This is a genomic window from Streptomyces colonosanans (assembly GCF_001866645.1).
Lineage (GTDB): Bacteria > Actinomycetota > Actinomycetes > Streptomycetales > Streptomycetaceae > Streptomyces > Streptomyces colonosanans.
On record NZ_MLYP01000009.1, the window covers coordinates 18,723 to 37,305 of the forward strand.

Consider the following 18,583-nt stretch of genomic DNA (forward strand, 5'->3'; position numbering starts at 1 on the left):
AGTAACAGCGGGAACATCAGTTTGGCGCCGGGGCCGGCGGCCACCGGTACGCCCAGGGCGGCGACGCCGCCTCCCGAACCTGCTGGCCATTCAACTGATGCACCATCAGGCCTCGGACGCCGCACAGCTCGGCGCGGGTGAGGTCGGCGTTGGGGAGTTCGGCGCCGGTGACGTCGGCGCGGGTGACGTTCGCGTGGCGGAGGTGAGCGCGGGTAGGTCGGCGCCGGTGACGTCGGCGTCGCGCACGTCAGCCTCATGGGTCCGGACTCCGACCAGGGGATTGACACGGCCGGTCTCGGTCAGCGGTGCATTACGGTGAGGCATGAGGGCCTTTCCGGTCGCCGGGTAGATGTCGCAATCCACACCGCGCCAGAAGGCCCTCACCCATGCCAAGGTCCCTCAGCCGAGACCTGCATCACCTGTCCACAACCTCCCGGGACAGAACACCTAGCGGGCGGTCAACAGCAGTTCGAGGGCCCTGAGCGCGGCGGCGGCGGCGCGTTCCGGGGGCCAAGAGGCCGGGTCCTCGATGGTGGCGACGAAGAAGCCCCGGATGATCAGAAACAGCACGTCGGCGGCGACGGTGTCGGTGACGCCGGCATCGGCCATCGCACCGGCGATGGTGGCATAGGCGTCGCGCGCCTGCGCGTGGGCCGAGGCGGTGAGGTCGGCCGGCAGGGTCTGCACGGTGGCGAGCATCTCGACCCACAGCCGACGCAGTACGTCGTCGTCGCCGGTGCTGGTGCAGTGCCACTCGACCAGGGCGCGCAGCCGGGGGATCCCGGTCAGACCGCGCACATGCTGTTCCAGATCGTCCTGCCAGAGCTGTTGGTTGACCTGGAAGGCGTTGAACATCAGGGCGGCGCGGCTGGGCAGGTAGTTGGTGATCACCGCCGTGGAGCCGCCAAGCTCCTTGGCGACCGCGCGGATGGTCACCGACCGGGGCCCACTCTCTTCGGCAACCCGGACAGTCGCGGCTGCGATCTCCTGAAGCCGCTGGGTTTCATCGACGTCAATCGGCATTCAAGCAATCTACTGCAGAGCCTTGACGAGCATTATCGCGAGATGCAACGTTGTTGCACAACAGCGTTGTATTACGTCGGCTCCTGGCCGGCGGGACAGATCTTTCCGCGCGTCACGCGCCCTATCGGCAGGGGAATCATGTCCTTGGAGTTCCGTTGCATCGAGGCCGAGCCGGTCCCGCCGACCGCGCAGCAGCACATGGTGCGCATGCGCGACGGCATCCGGCTGGCCACCGACGTCTATGCCCCCGCGGGTGGCGGTCCGGCGCCGGCCGTGCTGGTCCGGCTGCCGTACGACAAGAACAGCCGGTACGTCTTCATGGACAAGGTGGCCGAACGGTTCACTGCCCGCGGCTATGTGCTCATTGTCCAGGACGTGCGGGGCAAGTTCCGCTCCGAGGGCGCGACCACGGCCTGGACCGGTGAGGTCAACGACGGCTATGACTCCATCGAGTGGATCGTCAACCAGGAGTGGTCGGACGGGGTCGTCGGGATGTTCGGCGACTCCTACTACGGCTTCGCCCAGTGGTCGGCGGTCGCGAGCCAGCACCCGGCGCTGCGCGCCATCGTCCCCCGCGTCACCTCCACGGGCTTCGCACCCAGCGTGATGAACCCGGGCGACCCGTCGATCCGCCGGGTGCCGTGGATGGAGGGGGCCATCTACCTGGCCACTCACTGGGTGGACAACCACACCTACGACTACAAGCCGGACTACTCCGTGAGGCCACTGCGCAATGCCTTCGAGCAGGCATTCGAGATGGTCGGTTCCCGTTCGACCGCCTTCGACCTCACGGTGCCCAGCCCGATCGCGCTGGACGCCTACAACGCCACCCACCCCTACGACGCGCGCCCGGTACCGGTGCTGCACTGCGTGGGCTGGTTCGACAACATCGGCTCCGCTCACATGTACGACTACACGCAGCTGGCCAAGCGGCCCGGCTGGGCGGCCGTGCAGTACCTGTGGGCCGACTCCATCGACCACGAGAACAACTTCCTCCACGAAGCGCCCCTGCGGGATGACGACGACCACAGTGCCAACGACGAGGCGCTGGAACGCATGCTGGACTCCTACACCGGCCCGGCGCTGGACTTTTACGACATCTTCCTGAAGGGGCTCAAGGACCCCGGCAGCCTGCCCCGGGTGCGCTGGCACCTGGGCCATGTCGGCTGGCAGACCTCCGAGGTGTGGCCGCCGACAGACGCGCAGACGTACTCCCTCTTCCTCGCCGATGTCGAGGCCGCCACCGGAACCGCCCCCGGAGGCTCGCTGAGCGAGCAGGCCGGGACCGGCAGGGTCGACTGGCGCTACGACCCGGACGACCTGGTCCCCTCCGCCGTTCCCAACACCTGGGAGTTCCTGCGCCGCTACCCGGACGAGAGTGCCACCGCCGACCGCGGCGATGTGCTGCTGTTCAGCGGCGCAGTGCTGGAGGAGCCGCTCGACCTGACCGGTCCGGTCGAGCTGCGGCTGGAGGTGGAGAGCACCGCACCCACCTTCGACGTCCTCGCCAAGCTGGTCGACGTCGGTCCCGACGGAGCCACTCACCTGATCGTTCGCGGCAACGCTCAGGGCACCTGCCGTGGCGAACTGCGCCTGGACCTCGGCCACACCGGCTACCGTCTCCGGCCCGGCCACCGGCTGGCCCTGATGATCGCCAGCAGCGATTTCCCACTGTACGTCCCCAACTCCGGGACTGACGAGAGCCCGTGGCTGACCGTCGCACCCAAACCGAGCACCCAGACTCTGCACTCCGGAGTCCTCAGCCTCACCGTGACCAGATAACTCTCTTCTGCCTCAAGGGACATCTCATGCGGACATCGACCAGACACTGCCTCGTGTCCATCGCAGCCGGGGGGCTCCTTGCGACGACCGCAGCCTGTGGGGGAGCCTCGGCCGACTCCGGCAAGGAGGCCGACCGGATCACACCGACCGTCATCACCTCCGCCGCGTCCGGGAAGCTCGACGAGATCACCTGGAACCTGCCGATGGGTGAGCCGACCACGCTGGACCCGGCCAAGGTCGGCGACTACTCGCCCAGCACCGTGGAGGCCAACCTCTGCGACTCGCTGCTGCGCCTCAAGCCGGACTACTCCTACGGCCCGGGCCTGGCGAAATCCTGGACGGCTCCAGACCCCAGGACCCTGATCCTCAACCTGCGACCGGACATCACCTTCTGGGACGGCAAGCCGATGACGGCCGACGACGTCGTCCACAGCCTGACCCGCCAGCAGGACCCCAAGTCCGGGTCGATCAGCACCGCCCTTTTTGCGAACGTGTCCTCCATCGCCAAGAGCGGGCCGTTGCAGGTGACCGTCAGGTTCTCCAAGCCGGACGAGCTGTTCCTCAAACTGCTGTCGACCGAGGTGGGCGCGGTCAGCCAGAAGGCGTACGCCACCAAGGCCGGGAAGAACTACGGCCAGGTGGCCGGCGGCCTGATGTGCACCGGGCCCTTCAAGCTGGACTCCTGGAAGTCGGGCCAGTCCATCACCATCACCCGCAACCCCGCCTACTGGGACCCCACGCTGCAGCCCAAGGCCGACAAGGTGGTGTTCAAGTTCATCACCGACGGCAACACCCTCTCCAGTGCGCTGCTGTCCGGCCAGATCGACGGTTCCTACGAGGTGCCGCTGCAGACAATGCGGGCGGTGGCCGGGAGCCAGACCGGCAACCGTCACTACGGCATCGCCACCCAGTCGGTCACCCTTCTCGTCGCCTCCGACAAGTCCCCGCTGGCCGACAAGCGCCTCACCGACGCGCTCAGCCTGGTCCTGGACCGCAGCGCCATCATCAAGAACGTGTTCGGCGGGCTGGCGTCCGCGGAGAAGACCTTCATCCCGCCGGCCGTCTGGCAGAGCTCGCAGGCCCACAAGACCTACCGGCAAGGATTCGACGCCCTGCCCGACGTCCCCGCCGTCGATGTCGCGGCGGCCAAGAAGCTGGTCGCAGAGGCCGATCCCGCCCGGCGCACACTGGTCGTCGCCACCCCGGCCGGGGACCAGATGAGCATGCAGATCCTCACCTTCCTCCAGGCCGGAGCCAAGGAGATCGGCCTGGACCTGCAGATCAAGCAGATGCAGATGGTCGACTACTCCAACCTCTTCTACGTGCCTACCGGGCGCGCCGGGATCGACCTGATGATCGCATTCGGCTACATCGAGGTCCCCGATCCGCTCTCCTACGCGCCCGCCTTCGTCGCGCCGGGAGGCCTGTTCAACTGGTCGGGGTACAGCGACCCCCAGGTCACCAAGCTGCTGGAGGAGGCCCAGTCCACCCTGGACCCGGTCCGGTCGGCGAAGCTCTTCAACCAGGCCCAGGCCCGGTACACCGCCACGCACCCGGTCGTGTCGGTGGCAGCGCCCTATGAGCGCATGTTCATGAACAAGCGGATCAGCGGCGCTCCGGCCTCCTTCGCCTACATCAACATCCCGTGGGCGGCCATGATCGGCGGCACCGGACGATGAGCCGGTTCCTGCTCACCCGGGTGGCCGGGCTGGTGATCATCCTGGCCGTCGCCAGCGTGGCCATCTACGGGTCGATGCTGCTGGCGCCGGGCGATCCGGCGACGCTGCTGGTCGGCGGCGGGAAGCCGCCCAACCCCGAGCTCATTGCCTCCATCCACCGCGAGTACCACCTGGACGACCCCTTCGCGGTCCGTTACTGGCGGTGGCTGACCGGCGTGCTCCAGGGGGACTTCGGGCCCTCGCTGGCCTACCGCGACAGCGTGAACCACCTGTTGGCGGAGCGGATCTCCAACACGCTGACGCTCGTGGGGTACGCCTCGGCGATCATCCTGCTGGTCGGCATCACCCTTGGCACAGCGGGCGCGCTGCGGGGCGGCCGGTTCGAGACGTCCGCGACCGCGATCTCAGCAGGCGCCATGGCGGTTCCGACGTTTGTGATCGGCGCGCTGCTGGCTTATGTCTTCGGAGTCCGGCTGTCCTGGTTCGCGCCTTCGGGCAGCGGCAGCGGCATCTCCGGCGCCTTCCGCTACCTCACCCTTCCGGCTGTCGCGCTGGCGTTCTCCTGGATCGGCTACGTGGCCCAGATCACCCGCACCTCCGTCCGCGCCGAACTCCGCTCCGAACACGTGGAAACCGCCGACAGCCGTGGCATCCCGCGCCCGGGCGTCATCCGTCGCCATGTGCTGCGCAACGCCTCGGGTCCGATCTTCGCGGTCTCCGGCATCGCGATCGCCGGGCTGACCGCCACCACCGCCGTGGTCGAGAAGGCGTTCGGCATCAGCGGCATCGGCGCGCTGCTCGTCGACGCCGCCGCCAAGCAGGATCTGGCCACCGTGCAGGCCATCTCGCTGATCATGGTGGCCTCGTTCGTCGTCCTCAACACACTGGTCGACCTGGTCACCGCCCTGCTCGACCCCCGCGTCCTCAAGGGGAGGCCCTCATGAGCACCTATCAGATCGCCGGTGCCCTGCGCGGGGGCAGGCGACGGGTCGCGGTCGCCGACCCGGTGATGACGGCCGCCGGCTGTGTGGTCGCACTCGTGGTCCTGGTGGCTCTGCTCGCCCCGCTCATCGCGCCGTACGACCCCAACGCCGTCGACCCCGCCGCGGTCTACGCGGGCCCCTCCGGAGCGCACTGGCTCGGCACCGACGACACCGGACGTGACATCCTGTCACGTCTCATCCACGGCGCCCGGCCCAGCCTCATCGCCCCCGCAGCGGTGGTCCTGCTGGCCACCGCAGCCGGCACCACGCTGGCCATCGCCGCCGCATGGGCCGGCGGCTGGGTGGACCGGGTCATCTCCGGCGTCCTCGACGTCATCTTCGGCTTCCCCGGCCTCATCATGGCCGTGGTCGCCGCGACGATCTTCGGCCCGGGGCTGCTCGTGCCGGTGCTGGCCATGTCGATCGCATATGTGCCGTTGATCGCGCGAGTGCTGCGGAACTCCGCGCTGAAGGAGCGCAACCTCCCCTACATCGCCGCACTGCAACTCCTCGGAACCCCGACCTGGCGGATCTGGTTGCGCCACCTGCTGCCCAACCTGCTGCCGATCGTCACCGTCCAGGCCACCGTCGGCTTCGGCTATGCGCTGCTGGACATCGCCGCGATCTCCTTCATCGGGCTCGGCGCGCAGCCGCCGCAGGCCGAGTGGGGCCTCATGGTATCCAGCGGCTATCCGGGCATCCTGTCCGGCCAGGCAGGCCAGGTCCTCTACTCCGGGATCACCATCGTGGTCATCGTGATCGCCTTCAATCTGCTCGGGTCGGGACTATCGCGCAAACTGCTCGGGGAGGGCCTGTGAGTTCGCCGCTGCTGTCGCTGGAAGGGCTCGGCCTGGAGCTGCGGGTCGACGGGTCCTACCGGAGCGTGATCCACCAGGTCGATCTGACGGTCGGTCGGGGCGAGGCGGTCGGGCTCGTCGGGGAGTCGGGGTCGGGCAAGTCGCTGACCGCGCGCAGCGTGCTCCGGCTGCTGCCGCCCGGCGCGCGGCTGCGCGGAGACATCCGTTTCGACGGCATGCCCGTGCCCCAGAGCGGCTCGTCCGCGCTGCGCACCTTCCGATCCACCGAGATCGCGATGATCTTCCAGGACCCCCGGGCCCACATCAACCCGGTCCGCTCCATCGGCGACTTCCTCACCGAGGGCCTGGTCACCACCCGAGGCCTGCCACGCAGACAGGCCGAGGCGAAGGTGGTCGCGCTGCTCCAGGAGGTCGGCGTCGCCGACGCCGCCCGCCGGATGCGCCAGCACCCGCACGAATTGTCCGGCGGACTGCTGCAGCGCGTCATGATCGCCGCTGCGCTGGCCGCCGAACCCAAGCTGCTGCTGGCCGACGAACCCACCACCGCCCTGGACGTGACCACCCAGGCCGAGGTCATGGCCATCATCGACGAGGCCCGCGCCGAACGGGGCCTCGCGATGCTCTTCATCACCCACGATCTGGAACTCGCCGCTGCCGTCTGCGACCGCATCGCCGTGATGTACGCGGGCTCCGTCGTAGAGGATCTGCCGGCCGGCGCCCTGCACGACCGCTCAGCCCATCCCTACACCCGGGCCCTTCTGGCCTCCCGCCCCAGCATCGGCGAACGCGGCGGCAGCCTCCGGGCGATCCCCGGACGCCCGCTGTCGGCCTTCGAGGTCGGTGCCGGCTGCGCCTTCGCGCCCCGCTGCTCCCGGGCCCAGGAGACCTGCCGTACCCAGCGGCCCTCCCTGTCGCCCGCGGGCAAGGGAAGCGCCGCCTGCCTGTTCCCCGGATCGGAGGCACCGAGTGTCTGAGCCCGCACTGGAGGTCGTCGGCCTCCGCAAGACGTTCGGCGACTTCGTGGCTGTGGACGACGTGTCCTTCGCGGTACCGCCCGGCGGGTCGCTGGCGATCGTGGGGGAGTCGGGGTCCGGCAAGACCACCACCGCCCGCATGATCGTGGGGCTGGAGAGGCCCACCTCCGGCACGCTGGCGATCGGCGGCGCTCCGCCCTCGCACGACAGGCTGGGCAGGGCACGCCAGATCCAGATGGTCTTCCAGGACCCCTACTCCTCACTGGACCGCCGGCAGAAAGTCCGCGACTGCATCGCCGAGGCCCTGCGCCTGCACTCCCGCCTGCGAGGCGCGGCGTTCCAGGAGCGGGTGGACGAACTGCTCGACATGGTCGGCCTGGACGAACGCCAAGGCCGTGCCCTTCCCAGGGCCCTGTCCGGGGGCCAACGGCAGCGCGTCGCCATCGCCCGCTCGCTGGCGGCCTCGCCGAAGATCCTCGTACTGGACGAGGCCGTGGCGGCGCTGGACGTCTCCATCCAGGCACAGATCCTCACCCTGCTCTCGGCCATACGCCGCGAGACCGGGGTGACCCTGCTGTTCATCACCCACGACCTGGCCGTGGTCCCGCACATCAGCGACGAGATCCTGGTCATGCGGCACGGCCAGGTCGTGGAACACGGCCCGGTGGACGCCGTCCTCGACTACCCGGCCGACCCCTACACCCGGCGGCTCGTGGACGCGATTCCGCGCCCCGGCTGGGTCCCCAGGCGAGCGACCGCATTCTCCGTCCTGCCGACAGAAGCCGGTGAGCTGCGCTCACCTTGACCGGCTCAGGGCCGCTTCCGCACGTCGGCCTTCCACAAAGCGACTGTCCATGGCGACGCCCGTACCGCCGGCAGCACATGCTGCGCGTTGCCGTGCCCCCATCGATGAAGCTGAGGAGAATCCCTTGAAGGATTTCGACGAGTACGATGCCACCGGCCTCGCGCAACTGGTCGCGTCCGGTCAGGTCAGCCCCCGCGAACTGGTGGAGGCCGCGATCAGCCGGATCGAGGAGCGCAACCCGAGGATCAACGCGCTGTCCTCGCGCCATTTCGACAAGGCCCTCGCGGCTGCGGACCAGCCGGTGAGCGGGCCGTTCGCCGGAGTGCCGTTCCTGGCCAAGGACGCGGGAGCGGCGATCAAGGGCGAGCCGCATCACTTCGGGTGCAAGGTGCTGCAAGACTCTGGCTACGTGGCCGAGAACGACAGCCACCTCGGCATCAGGTTCCGGGAGGCCGGGTTCATCAGCCTCGGCCGGACGACCACACCCGAGTTCGCGGTCAGCGTTGTCACCGAATCGAGCGCCACCGGCATCACCCGCAACCCCTGGGACCTGGACCGGATCACCGGAGGGTCGTCCGGCGGCGCGGCCGCCGCGGTGGCCGCCCGGATCGTCCCGGCAGCCCACGGCAACGACGGTGCCGGGTCCATTCGCATGCCCGCCTCCATCAACGGCTGCGTGGGCCTGAAATCCACCCGTGCCCGAGTCTCCAACGGGCCCGATGCCGGCGAAATCTGGCAGGGGCTGGCCCACCAGGGCGCCATCACCCGGTCCGTCCGTGACACGGCTGCCATCCTGGACGCCATCTCCGGCCCGTTCCCCGGCGACCCCTACGTGTGCCCGCCGCCGGCCCGGCCCTTCGCCCAGGAGGTCGGAGCTCCCACAGGCAGGCTGCGCATCGGCGTCCTGACGTCGATGCCAGGGTTCACCACCCACCCCGACTGCGTGACCGCGGTGGAGGACACCGCACGCATGCTCGAAGCACTCGGACACGATGTCATCGACGCCTACCCGACAGCGGTCGGAGGCTGGGCGGACATGCTGCCGACCTTCACCGACCTCATCTCCTGCTATGTGGCGGCCGACCTCAGGCTGATCGACATGCTGGTGGGCCGTAGGGTCGACATCGCCGAATACGACCCCATGACCAGGCACTACGCCCACCGAGGCCTCAAGGCGTCCCCCAGTGACTTCATCGAGGCCATCGACCGACTCCAGCGGTGGGGCCGCGACGTGGCCTCCTGGTGGCAGGAGGGCGTCCACGACATCCTGCTCACCCCGACCCTCAGCGGTCCGCCGGCACTGGTCGGCGAACTCGACCTCGACGAGCGCAACCCCGACGAGTCGCTGCACAAGCACTACTCCTACTTCCCCTACACCCCCGCCTTCAACGTGACGGGGCAGCCCGCGATCTCGCTGCCTCTGCACCGCAACGCCCAAGGCCTCCCTATCGGCGTCCAACTCGCCGCCGCATACGGCCGCGACGACCTGCTCATCCGCCTGGCCTCCCAGCTCGAGGAGGCACACCCGTGGGGCTCTGACCGGCCCGCCTGGCTCTAGCTAGTGCCGCAACAGGCAACGTTTGCCCCGTCGCGACGCCCGGCACGCCTCCCCCAAGCTCTTCGAGCAGGGGGTACCCCCACTCGCCGCACCGACCGAAAGCCCAAGTACGTCCAGTACGAGGGCTTCCGGCCGGCACGCCGAGAGCACGCTCCCCCACTCTCGGCTTCGCTCGAGCGGGAGGTGCCCCCACGACGCCGCTCCTGAACGGGCAAACGTTGCCTGCCGCGGCACTGGCTAGGACCTGTCCTGACTGATCGCCGGGGAACGCTCGGCAGCCGCCACCCCCTGGACCGCGGCGCCGCCCTCTGCGCGATACGGGCGGGCCGCCGCGCCTGCGGAGATCCACACGGCCCGGGTTCTGCGGACCTACGTGGGTGGAGCGCTGGTGTACTCCGCCTCCTGCCGGCCGCGTCGTCGGAGCGCGGCACCGCCTGCGGGCTCGCCGCCGCGCTCCGACGACGTCCGGATCTCCAGCCTCGTCCGCACCAGCGCGCCCGTCGGCTCCAGGCTCCCGCTCTCCAGGGCCGCGACGAGCAGCTCGACGCCCTTCTCGGCCACGCTCACCGGCTGGAGGCTCAGGGTCGTGACGGGCGGGTCGGCGTGGGCGGCCGAGGTGTCCTCGCTCGCGCACACCAGCAGCAGGTCTGCGGGGACCGACAGGCCCAGGCGGCGTGCGGCATCGAGCACCAGTGGCGGATTGGCCTCGGTCAGCATGAAGAGCGCGTCGGGCCGGTCGGGCGTGGTGAGGGACCGCTCGACCGCCTCGACGGCGGGGCCGTTGCCCGGCCGCGTCGAAAGCGTGACCAGAGGCGTGGCGCCCTGCTCGGCGCACCAGCGCCGGTAGGCGTCCAGGGCCGCCGTGTAGAAGCTGGTCGGGGTGTCGGGCGCCACGACCGCGATGCGCCGCGCACCCTGTGCGCGCAGGTGATCCAGCACCTCGCGTACCGCGGCCTCGGCGTCGACGTCCACCCAGTGCGTACCGGAGCGGCCCTCCACCGAGCGGTCGGAGGACAGCGGTATACGGGCGGCGATGAACCCCTCCACCAGCGGATCGTCCGCGAGCGGGTCCGCGACGATCGCGGCGTCGAGCGGCAGGTCGGCCCACTCATCGGGCGAGGAGCCGGTGGGCAGTAGCACCAGGGCATAGCCGTGGCGCAGGGCCGTGGTCGCGATGGCGCTGGTCAGCTGGGTGAAGTAGGGGGAGTCCATGTAGGACCCGGGGCCCGTGGGGTACTCCCCCACGGCGTAGCCGATGAGCCTGGCGTGCCCGGCGCGCAGCAGCCGTGCCGTCGGGTTGGGGCGGTAGCCGAGGCGGCGTGCGACCTCGCGGGCGCGCTCGCGCACGGCCGGCGACAGGCGTCCGGTGCCGTTGAGCGCCGCGGAGACGGTGGTCTTGGACAGGCCCGCCTCGCGAGCGACGTCGACGAGGCGGACCCGGGGGACGGCGGCCGGGACGCCGTGGTCCCTGCGGGGCGGAGTTTCGGTCATGCGCTGATGCTGCCAGTCCCCCGCACCGCCGTCCACGCGTCTGTGACCTCAAAAAAACCGTTCCCGCAAACTCTTGTGCGGGAACGTTCCCGCATCAATACTCACTGCCACCTCCAGAACGCTCAACCCCCCGGAAAGGGGTCGGTTCCTTGCGTGCCCCCAGATCCACCGCCCTGCTCGCCGGAGCCGTCGCCCTGGCTGCGACGGTCACCGGCTGCTCCGGTGCCTCGTCCACCAGCGCCAGTTCCGCCAAGGGCAGCACCGCCTACCAGGTCTCCGCGGACACACCCGCGGCCAAGGGTTCGATCTCGTCGTTCTCCTGGTCGCTCTACGCCGAGCCGTACTCCCTCGACTACACACAGGCCTGGGACTACCCGCCCAACACCGTCCTGGCGAACGTCTGCGAGCAGCTGTTCCGCATCACGCCGGACATGAAGATCGCGCCGGCCCTGGCCGTGAAGTCGGCCAATCCCGACCCGCTGACCTGGGTGTACAGCCTGCGCAGCGGCGTGAAGTTCCACTCCGGTTCGACCATGACCGCGGACGACGTCGTCGCCTCACTGAAGCGTCATCTCGACCCGGCCGTGGGCTCGGCGTGGGGCAGCGCGTTCAAGAACGTCGCCTCGGTCACCAAGACCGGCCCGCTCGAAGTGACGATCAAGCTCAACAAGCCCGACGCCCTGCTCAACGAACTGATGGCGGCCTCCCCCGGTACCGTCGAGAGCGCCGCGTTCCTCGCCAGGACGGGCCGGGACTACGGCAACCCGAAGGCCGGCGTCGACTGCACCGGCCCCTATGCGCTCGGCAGTTGGGCCCAGGGCGACAGCATCACCCTGAAGAAGAACCCCACGTACTGGGACAACACGCTGACCCCCAAGGCGGAGAGCGTCAAGTTCGTCTTCATCCAGGACCCGGCCGCACGCACCAACGCCTGGCTCTCCGGCTCGGTCGACGGCGGGTACCTGGTGCCGTCCACCTCGATCGGGCAGCTCAAGTCGACCTCGCAGGGCAAGCTGTACTTCGGCCCGAACACCGCCGCCTCCGACCTCGCGGTGTTCAACCTCAAGGGCACACTCGGCGATCTGAAGGTCCGTAAGGCGCTGTCCATGGCCCTGGACCGGCAGAGCATCATCAAGGCCGCCGTCGCGGGAGTGGCCGTCCCGGCCAAGGCCCCGGCCGCGCGGGGCGCCTGGCAAACCGTCCCGGACCGGACGGACGGCTACTTCTCCGCCCTTCCCGATCTGGTGTACGACATCGACGGCGCCAGGAAGCTGATCAAGGAGACCGGCGCGACCGGCAAGAAGGTCGTCATCGCGAGCAGCACGCTCACTCCGGAGATCACCGTCGTCGCCAACGCCGTGCAGGCGGCCGGCAAGCAGATCGGTCTCGACGTGCAGATCAAGCCGATCGCACCCGACGCGTACACCGCGCTCTTCACCGACCCGCACGCCAGAGCCGGCATCGACCTGGTGTTCACCAACGGCTACACCAACTCACCCGACCCGCTCGAGTTCTACCAGTCGTTCCGCACCGGCGACTTCGGCAACTACGGCAAGTACTCGAACCCCGAGTTCGATGCGCTCTACGACCGGGCGACGGCGGTCGCCGACCCAGCCGCCCGTGCCGACCTGACCGCCCAGCTGCAGAAGATCGCGCTGCGCGACCTGCCCGCCATCCCGCTGTACGAGGCTCCCCACACGGTGTTCCTGGGCAGCCGGATCACCGGTGCCCCGGCCGGCATCGCCCAGCTGTACTACCCCTGGGCCGCGAAGATCGGCTCTGCGAACTGATGACCCGTTACCTTCTCGGCCGGCTCCTCGGGTTGGTGACCGTGCTGCTGATCACCTCCTTCCTGGTCTTCAGCGCGGTGCACCTGGCCCCGGGGGATCCGGTGTCCTTCCTCCTCAAGGGCCACCCGGTGTCGCCGGAGACCAAGGCCGCGATCCGCGCCCAGTACCACCTCGACGACCCGTTCTTCACCCAGTACCTGAAATGGGTCGGCAACGTTCTGCACGGCGACTTCGGGCGCTCCGTCCAGTTCCGGCACGACGTCGGGTCCCTGATCGGCTCGCGCCTGCCGAGCACGGCCCTGCTCATCGGCTACTCGGCCGTGCTGGTCTGCCTCGGCGGCGTGCTCGCGGGCGTCCTCGCCGCGCTGCGCCCCGGGGCGGTCGACCGCGTGGTGCTCCTGTGCACCGGCGTGGCCACGGCGACCCCGCCGTTCGTCAGCGCCATCGTGCTGGTCTCGCTGTTCTCGGTGCAGTTGGGCTGGTTCCCGGGTCCCGGTGCCGCCGGCACCGGTTTCGCCGACCGGCTCTACCATCTGACCCTGCCCGCCGTCGCCCTCGCGGTCACCCTCACCGGGCTGCTGGCCCGGGTGACCCGCTCCGCGATGCTCGACCAACTGGGGCGGGAGCACGTGGAGGTGGCGCGTTCCCGCGGGGTCGCCGAGGACGACGTGGTGCGCCGGCACGTGCTGCGCAACGCGCTCGGTCCGATCGTCACCGTCGGCGGCACGATGCTCGCCGGACTCCTGGTGAGCACCTCGATCGTGGAGACCGCCTTCAACGTCTCCGGGGTCGGCTCCCTGCTCGTGCAGTCGGTGACGGTCAAGGACTTCCCCGTCGTGCAGGCGATCACGCTGATCACCGTGGCGGCGTTCGTCCTGGTGAACCTGGTCGTGGACCTCCTCGCGCCGCTCATCGACCCCCGGCTGACCCTCACCCGGCGAGGTGCCTCATGACCACCGCAGTCGACGTCACCGCGCTGCGCCGGCGTCCCGGTCTGCGCCGCCTGCGGGTGTTCGGGCAGGGGCCGCTGTTCACCGCGGCCGTCCTGCTGCTGGCCGCACTCGTGGCCGTCGCCCTCTTCGCACCGCTGCTCGCGCCGTACGACCCCGACGCCCTCGACCTGCAGGCCACCCTGGCCGGGAGCAGCACCGACCACCTCCTGGGTGCCGACCAGTCGGGCCGCGACGTGCTGTCGCGCCTGCTGTACGGTGCGCGCTCCGGGCTGCTCGGACCGCTCGTGGTCGTCGCGTTGTCGACCCTCCTGGGCATCCTGGTGGGCGTCGTGGCCGCCTGGCGCGGCGGCCGGGTGGACGCGCTCCTCTCCCGGTCGATGGACCTGGTGTTCTCCTTCCCCGGCCTGCTTGTGGCGATCATGTTCGTGGCGGTCACCGGACCGGGCATGACCGCGCCCGTCATCGCCATGGCGGTCGCGTACACGCCGTACGTGGGCCGCCTGGTGCGCAGCATCGCCCAGCAGGAGAAGGCCCGTCCGTACATCGAGTCGTACCTCGTCCAGGGCTGGTCAGGCTGGACGATCTGCGTCCGGCACCTGCTGCCCAACATCGCGCCGACGGTGCTCGCCCAGTCGGCGATCAACTTCGGGTACGCGCTGATGGACCTCGCGGCGCTCTCCTTTCTCGGCTTCGGAGTTCAGCCGCCGACCGCCGACTGGGGCGCGATGATCAACGAGGGTGAGGGCGCGCTGTTGCAGGGCGCGATGCTGCCCGCGCTCGCGCCGTCCGTGTGCATCATGCTCGCCGTCGTGGCGTTCAGCATCGTCGGCGAGGGCATCGCCGACCGGGTCGCAAAGCGGGATCGGTGAGGCGAATGACCGTGCAGCAGAATCTTCTTGAGATCGACGACCTCACCGTGCGGCTGCCCGAGGGGCGCGCCGCCCGGCCGATCCTGGACGGCGTGTCTCTGAGCGTCGCGGCGGGCGAGATGGTCGGCCTGGTCGGCGAATCCGGTTCGGGCAAGTCGGTCGCCTGCCGCAGCGTGCTCGGGCTGCTGCCCGAAAGGGCACGGACGGACGGCGAAGTCCGTGTGGCGGGTCGCGACGTACTGACACTGAGCCGCGACGGGCTCAAGGAACTGAGAACCCGTCAGGTATCGATGATCTTCCAGGACCCGCGTGCCTCGGTCAATCCGATGCGGCGCGTCGGCGACTTCCTCACCGAGGGAATGCGTGCCGCCGGCGTGCCCGCGGCGGCGGCGACGGACCGTGCCGAGGAACTCCTCGACGCCGTGGGCATCCGCGACCCACGAGGCGCGTTGCGACGCCACCCGCACCAGTTCTCCGGGGGCATGCTCCAGCGCGTCGTCATCGCGGCGGCACTCGCGAGCCGGCCCTCACTGCTCGTCGCCGACGAGCCGACGACCGCGTTGGACGTCACGACCCAGGCCGAGGTCATCGCGATCCTCACCCGCCTTCAGGCCGAGCGCGGCACGGGGATGCTCTTCGTCACCCACGACCTGGAACTGGCCTCGGCCATCTGCGACCGCGTCTACGTCATGTACGCGGGACGGATCGTCGAGACGCAGGCCGCAACAGACCTGTTCGACCGCCCGCGCCACCCGTACACGGCCGGCCTCCTCGCCTGCACACCCCGCGTCGAACCCGACGCGGCGCCGCCACGGCCCATCCCCGGCCGCCCGGTCTCGCTCGCCGAGTCACCGTCCGGGTGCGCGTTCGCCGCGCGCTGCGCGCACGCGCAGGAGCGCTGCTCGGTCGAGAAGCCCGTCCTGCGGCAGTACGACGGCCAGGGCCTGGCCGCCTGTCTGCGCGCCGATGAAGGGATCCTGCTGTGACTGCTGTGACTGCCGTGCCAGAAACCACCGGCGCGTCCGGTCTCGTGGTGGACGGACTGCGCAAGGAGTTCGGCGGGCGCGCAGCCGTCGAGGGCGTCTCCTTCACCCTGCGGCCAGGAGGCTCACTCGGCATCGTCGGCGAGTCCGGATGCGGCAAGACCACCACGGCACGCATGCTCGTCGGCCTTGAGACACCCGATGCCGGCACGGTCCACCTGGGTGGACGCGACCGTTCGGCACGCGCCCGCGGACGGGCCGAGCGCCTGGCCCGCGCCCGCGAGATCCAGATGGTGTTCCAGGACCCGTATCTCTCCCTCGACCCGCGCATCAGTGTGAGCGCGTGCATCGAGGAGGTCCTGCGCCTGCACTTCCCGCTGGACGCACCGGCGCGGCGCAGGCGGGTCGCCGAACTCCTCGACCAGGTGGGGCTGGGAGAGCGCGAGGCCGCAGCGCTGCCCCGCCGGCTGTCCGGAGGGCAGCGTCAACGCGTGGCGATCGCCCGGGCGTTGGCGGCCCGACCGCAGGTGCTCATCCTCGACGAGGCGGTCGCCGCCCTCGACGTCTCCATCCAGGCGCAGATCCTCGACCTGCTCGCCGGCATCCGCCGTGACGAGGGCATCGGCTTCCTCTTCGTCAGCCACGACCTCGCGGTCGTCCGGCACATCACCGACGAGGTGGTCGTGCTCAGGGCCGGAGCAATCGTCGAATCCGGCCCCACGACATCCGTCCTGACCAGCCCCGAGCATCCCTACACCCGTCTCCTGCTCGACTCCGTACCGCGGCCCGGATGGGATCCGGCCCGCATCTCCGCAGGCCGCCGCGCGCTTGCCTGACCCTTCCGACTCACCCCGAAGGACCATCACATGACCGACCTCACCGACCTCGCCCATCTGCCGGCCACCGAGGCCCTGCGCCGGTTCCGCGACCGCTCCCTGTCACCGGTCGAGTTGATGACCGCGGTCATCGCGCGCGCCGAAGCTGTCGAACCAAAAGTCAACGCTCTCGCCGAGCAGACCTTCGAGGAGGCGCTCGCCGCCGCCCGCGAGGCCGAGGCACGGTATGCGGGCAAGGGCGAGGCGCCCCGCGCGCTGGAGGGTCTCGCCGTCGCGACGAAGGAGGAGCAGCCCATTGCGGGCCGCCGCAGTACGGACGGGTCCCTGGCGTTCCAGCACGAGATCGCCGAGCAGACGCATCCGGTCATCGAGCGGATCCAGGCTGCCGGCGGCATCGTGCACGCGCGGACCACGACCCCGGAATTCAGCTGTGCGGGGTACACACAGTCACGGCTGTGGGGCGTCACCCGCAACCCGTGGAACCTGGAATTCACTCCGGGCGGCTCCTCGGGCGGCGCGGGCGCCGCACTCGCGGCGGGTGAGACGACCCTCGCGACCGGCTCCGACATCGGCGGCTCGATCCGCATCCCCGCTTCGTACACGGGCACGGTCGGCTTCAAACCGCCGTACGGGCGCGTGCCGGCGATGTCGCCGTTCAACCTCGACACCTACTGCCACGACGGTCCGATGGCGCGCACCGTCCATGACTGCGCCCTGCTGGAGAACGTCATCGCGGGTCCCCATCCCCTGGACGCGGTCTCGCTGCGGCCCAAACTCGTCCTGCCCGAGCGGTTCGAGAGCGCCGAAGGCCTGCGGGTGGCGCTCTCGGTCACCCTCGGGGACTGGCCGGTCGATCCCGAGGTCGAGGCCAACACCCGCGCGGTCGCCGAGGCGCTGCGCGCGGCTGGGGCCGTCGTCGAGGAGGTCGAGGTCCCCATCATGCGGGCGGACGTGATGCGGGCAGCGATGATCCACTTCGGTTCCATCTTCGGCCCCTACATCGCATCGGTCGCCGCCGAGCACGGCGACCAGCTCACCACGTACGCGCTCGACTTCGCCCGACGGGCCGCCGAGGCCGTCCGCGAGCCCGGCAGCTTCCTGCTGGGCCTCGAGATCGAGGCCGCGATACAGACGACGCTCGGCGCCCTGCTGGACCGTTACGACGTGCTGCTGTGCCCGACCACGGCCGTCCCGGCGCTCAAGGCGGACGACGATCACCTCTCGACCAAGGTCGTGATCAATGGCGTCGAGCTGGACTTCTACCTGGAATCCGCGATGACTACGGTGTTCAACATCGCCAGCCGCTGCCCGGTGCTGAGCGTGCCGTCCGGATTCGCCTCGACCGGGGTGCCGACAGGGGTGCAGGTCGTCGGACGCACCTACGACGACACCACGGTGTTCCGCGCGGCGGCAGCGATCGAGGCCGCCCGCCCCTGGTCCAGCGTGCCGATCCTCTGATTCGGCCATGTCACCGGGTTCCTCGGGCGCGTGGGCGAGCACACCACCACATGACGCCTCGCCCCCGTCCCAGCCCGCGGTGTACTCCGGCGGCCACGGCAAACCCTGGCCGCCGGCCTGGCCGACGTAGTCGTACACGGTCTTGTACGGCGGGACGTCATGCGGCAGGTACTCCCCCGGCCTGACAGCACCGAGGGTCCCACGGCGTCGAGAAGTCGTTGACCGCAACCGCGACATCGACACCGGCCCCGACCTGCTGGGCGCCGCGCTGACCGGCAGCACGAACCGAAACCCCGAGGAGACCAGCGCGGCGGTCTGCCACACCATGCTGTCCCCGCAACCAAGCGACGACATCGCCCTGCTGGTCGCCCGCACCCGCCTGCAACCCCCGAACAGGTCGCCGACTGGGACGTGCCGTCCGACCCTGCGACTGTTTCCCCGGTCCGCGCCTCATGCACCGCCAACTCGTGGCGTGGGGCTGCAGGAGCCGGGTTTCACCGCCGAGTTGATCCTCAGCGAGCTGGTCACCGACGCCGTCCGCTACGGTTCCGCGCCGGTACGGGTCCGGATCCTGCGCGACC

Annotated in this window: 15 protein-coding genes and 1 pseudogene; 13 read left to right on the forward strand and 3 right to left on the reverse strand. The window is 70.0% G+C overall.

The window, feature by feature from the left end:
* Positions 1–16: 16 nt before the first annotated feature.
* Positions 17–202 (reverse strand): annotated as a pseudogene (locus BIV24_RS36340) (pentapeptide repeat-containing protein); the annotation flags it as partial.
* Between the two features lie 245 nt (positions 203–447).
* A complete protein-coding gene (locus BIV24_RS04625) occupies positions 448–1,023 on the reverse strand; it encodes a TetR/AcrR family transcriptional regulator (protein WP_071364852.1) in 576 nt (191 codons plus the stop codon).
* A gap of 138 nt (positions 1,024–1,161) precedes the next feature.
* Here BIV24_RS04625 and BIV24_RS04630 point away from each other — a divergent pair, with 138 nt between their 5' ends.
* The 7 genes from BIV24_RS04630 (at position 1,162) to BIV24_RS04660 (ending at position 9,622) form a co-directional block, all read left to right on the forward strand.
* The gene (locus tag BIV24_RS04630) at positions 1,162–2,805 is read left to right on the forward strand and encodes a CocE/NonD family hydrolase (RefSeq protein ID WP_071364853.1); all 1,644 of its coding nucleotides are present in this window, start codon (positions 1,162–1,164) and stop codon (positions 2,803–2,805) included.
* A gap of 53 nt (positions 2,806–2,858) precedes the next feature.
* On the forward strand, positions 2,859–4,484 hold the full coding sequence (locus BIV24_RS04635; RefSeq protein ID WP_245766669.1) for an ABC transporter substrate-binding protein: 1,626 nt from the start codon (positions 2,859–2,861) through the stop codon (positions 4,482–4,484).
* On the forward strand, positions 4,481–5,428 hold the full coding sequence (locus BIV24_RS04640; protein WP_071364855.1) for an ABC transporter permease: 948 nt from the start codon (positions 4,481–4,483) through the stop codon (positions 5,426–5,428). The genes BIV24_RS04635 and BIV24_RS04640 overlap by 4 nt, the downstream gene beginning before the upstream one ends.
* Positions 5,425–6,285 carry an ABC transporter permease gene (locus BIV24_RS32975; RefSeq protein ID WP_071364856.1) on the forward strand — a complete coding sequence of 287 codons (861 nt, stop codon included), beginning with the start codon at positions 5,425–5,427 and terminating at the stop codon, positions 6,283–6,285. The genes BIV24_RS04640 and BIV24_RS32975 overlap by 4 nt, the downstream gene beginning before the upstream one ends.
* Complete coding sequence (locus BIV24_RS32980) at positions 6,282–7,259, forward strand: ABC transporter ATP-binding protein (protein ID WP_177198620.1); 978 nt, start codon at positions 6,282–6,284, stop codon at positions 7,257–7,259. The genes BIV24_RS32975 and BIV24_RS32980 overlap by 4 nt, the downstream gene beginning before the upstream one ends.
* The gene (locus BIV24_RS04655) at positions 7,252–8,064 is read left to right on the forward strand and encodes an ABC transporter ATP-binding protein (protein WP_071364857.1); all 813 of its coding nucleotides are present in this window, start codon (positions 7,252–7,254) and stop codon (positions 8,062–8,064) included. The genes BIV24_RS32980 and BIV24_RS04655 overlap by 8 nt, the downstream gene beginning before the upstream one ends.
* Positions 8,065–8,188: 124 nt before the next feature.
* Entirely contained in the window at positions 8,189–9,622 is a 1,434-nt protein-coding gene (locus tag BIV24_RS04660) for an amidase (protein WP_071364858.1), read from the forward strand.
* Between the two features lie 369 nt (positions 9,623–9,991).
* Here the strand turns inward: BIV24_RS04660 and BIV24_RS04665 are convergent, their stop codons facing one another.
* Positions 9,992–11,113 (reverse strand): LacI family DNA-binding transcriptional regulator, encoded by a 1,122-nt coding sequence (locus BIV24_RS04665; RefSeq protein ID WP_071364878.1) that lies wholly within the window; start codon positions 11,111–11,113, stop codon positions 9,992–9,994.
* A 149-nt stretch (positions 11,114–11,262) separates the two neighbouring features.
* Between BIV24_RS04665 and BIV24_RS04670 the strand changes: the two genes are divergently transcribed.
* The 6 genes from BIV24_RS04670 to BIV24_RS04695 are packed head-to-tail and all read left to right on the forward strand — an operon-like array spanning position 11,263 to position 18,002.
* Positions 11,263–12,903 (forward strand): ABC transporter substrate-binding protein, encoded by a 1,641-nt coding sequence (locus BIV24_RS04670; RefSeq protein ID WP_071364859.1) that lies wholly within the window; start codon positions 11,263–11,265, stop codon positions 12,901–12,903.
* A complete protein-coding gene (locus BIV24_RS04675) occupies positions 12,903–13,856 on the forward strand; it encodes an ABC transporter permease (protein ID WP_071364860.1) in 954 nt (317 codons plus the stop codon). The genes BIV24_RS04670 and BIV24_RS04675 overlap by 1 nt, the downstream gene beginning before the upstream one ends.
* Positions 13,853–14,725 (forward strand): ABC transporter permease, encoded by an 873-nt coding sequence (locus BIV24_RS04680; RefSeq protein ID WP_071364861.1) that lies wholly within the window; start codon positions 13,853–13,855, stop codon positions 14,723–14,725. The genes BIV24_RS04675 and BIV24_RS04680 overlap by 4 nt, the downstream gene beginning before the upstream one ends.
* A 5-nt stretch (positions 14,726–14,730) precedes the next feature.
* On the forward strand, positions 14,731–15,711 hold the full coding sequence (locus BIV24_RS04685; protein ID WP_071364862.1) for an ABC transporter ATP-binding protein: 981 nt from the start codon (positions 14,731–14,733) through the stop codon (positions 15,709–15,711).
* Between the two features lie 5 nt (positions 15,712–15,716).
* Entirely contained in the window at positions 15,717–16,544 is an 828-nt protein-coding gene (locus BIV24_RS04690) for an ABC transporter ATP-binding protein (protein ID WP_071364863.1), read from the forward strand.
* A 30-nt stretch (positions 16,545–16,574) separates the two neighbouring features.
* Positions 16,575–18,002: an amidase gene (locus BIV24_RS04695; protein WP_071364864.1), complete on the forward strand. Its 1,428-nt coding sequence runs from the start codon at positions 16,575–16,577 to the stop codon at positions 18,000–18,002.
* Positions 18,003–18,583: the final 581 nt, after the last annotated feature.

Bases quoted from the DNA above. Each gene is read 5' to 3' on its own strand.
- BIV24_RS04685 (WP_071364862.1), top strand. From the start codon at position 14,731: ATGACCGTGCAGCAGAATCTTCTTGAGATCGACGACCTCACCGTGCGG.
- BIV24_RS32975 (WP_071364856.1), top strand. From the start codon at position 5,425: ATGAGCACCTATCAGATCGCCGGTGCCCTGCGCGGGGGCAGGCGACGG.
- BIV24_RS04695 (WP_071364864.1), top strand. From the start codon at position 16,575: ATGACCGACCTCACCGACCTCGCCCATCTGCCGGCCACCGAGGCCCTG.
- BIV24_RS04640 (WP_071364855.1), top strand. From the start codon at position 4,481: ATGAGCCGGTTCCTGCTCACCCGGGTGGCCGGGCTGGTGATCATCCTG.
- BIV24_RS04675 (WP_071364860.1), top strand. From the start codon at position 12,903: ATGACCCGTTACCTTCTCGGCCGGCTCCTCGGGTTGGTGACCGTGCTG.
- BIV24_RS04625 (WP_071364852.1), bottom strand. From the start codon at position 1,023: ATGCCGATTGACGTCGATGAAACCCAGCGGCTTCAGGAGATCGCAGCC.
- BIV24_RS04680 (WP_071364861.1), top strand. From the start codon at position 13,853: ATGACCACCGCAGTCGACGTCACCGCGCTGCGCCGGCGTCCCGGTCTG.
- BIV24_RS04665 (WP_071364878.1), bottom strand. From the start codon at position 11,113: ATGACCGAAACTCCGCCCCGCAGGGACCACGGCGTCCCGGCCGCCGTC.
- BIV24_RS04630 (WP_071364853.1), top strand. From the start codon at position 1,162: ATGTCCTTGGAGTTCCGTTGCATCGAGGCCGAGCCGGTCCCGCCGACC.